Source organism: Vibrio sp. 10N.222.52.B7 (assembly GCF_041474275.1).
GTDB classification, from domain to species: Bacteria; Pseudomonadota; Gammaproteobacteria; order Enterobacterales; family Vibrionaceae; genus Vibrio; species Vibrio crassostreae_C.
In genome coordinates, this window is the sequence record NZ_JBFRTU010000772.1 from 1 (window position 1) to 214 (window position 214).

General features: G+C 46.3%; 1 protein-coding gene. It reads right to left on the reverse strand.

Annotation, left to right across the window (positions count from 1 at the left end; translation table 11 throughout):
- A partial coding sequence (locus AB4512_RS25235) for a UUP1 family membrane protein (RefSeq protein WP_372176201.1) occupies window positions 1-214 on the reverse strand: 214 nt, incomplete at both ends.

Here is a 214-nt window from a genome sequence, read left to right on the forward strand (position 1 = left end):
GTCTTGTAGTAGATAGTTTGCGGGCCATCAGCGTGGCGAATAGACCATTCTGCACGACGACCTGACTCGGTGTTCAAGTAAGAGATGCCGTAACCTGGAGATGAAGCTGACTCACCAATAAGTGTGTAATTAGATTGAGTGTGAGGAGCAGCTAATGAAACTTTTGCTTCTTTACCAACCGCATTGAACTCGATACGAGCTTCAACGTCCCAAA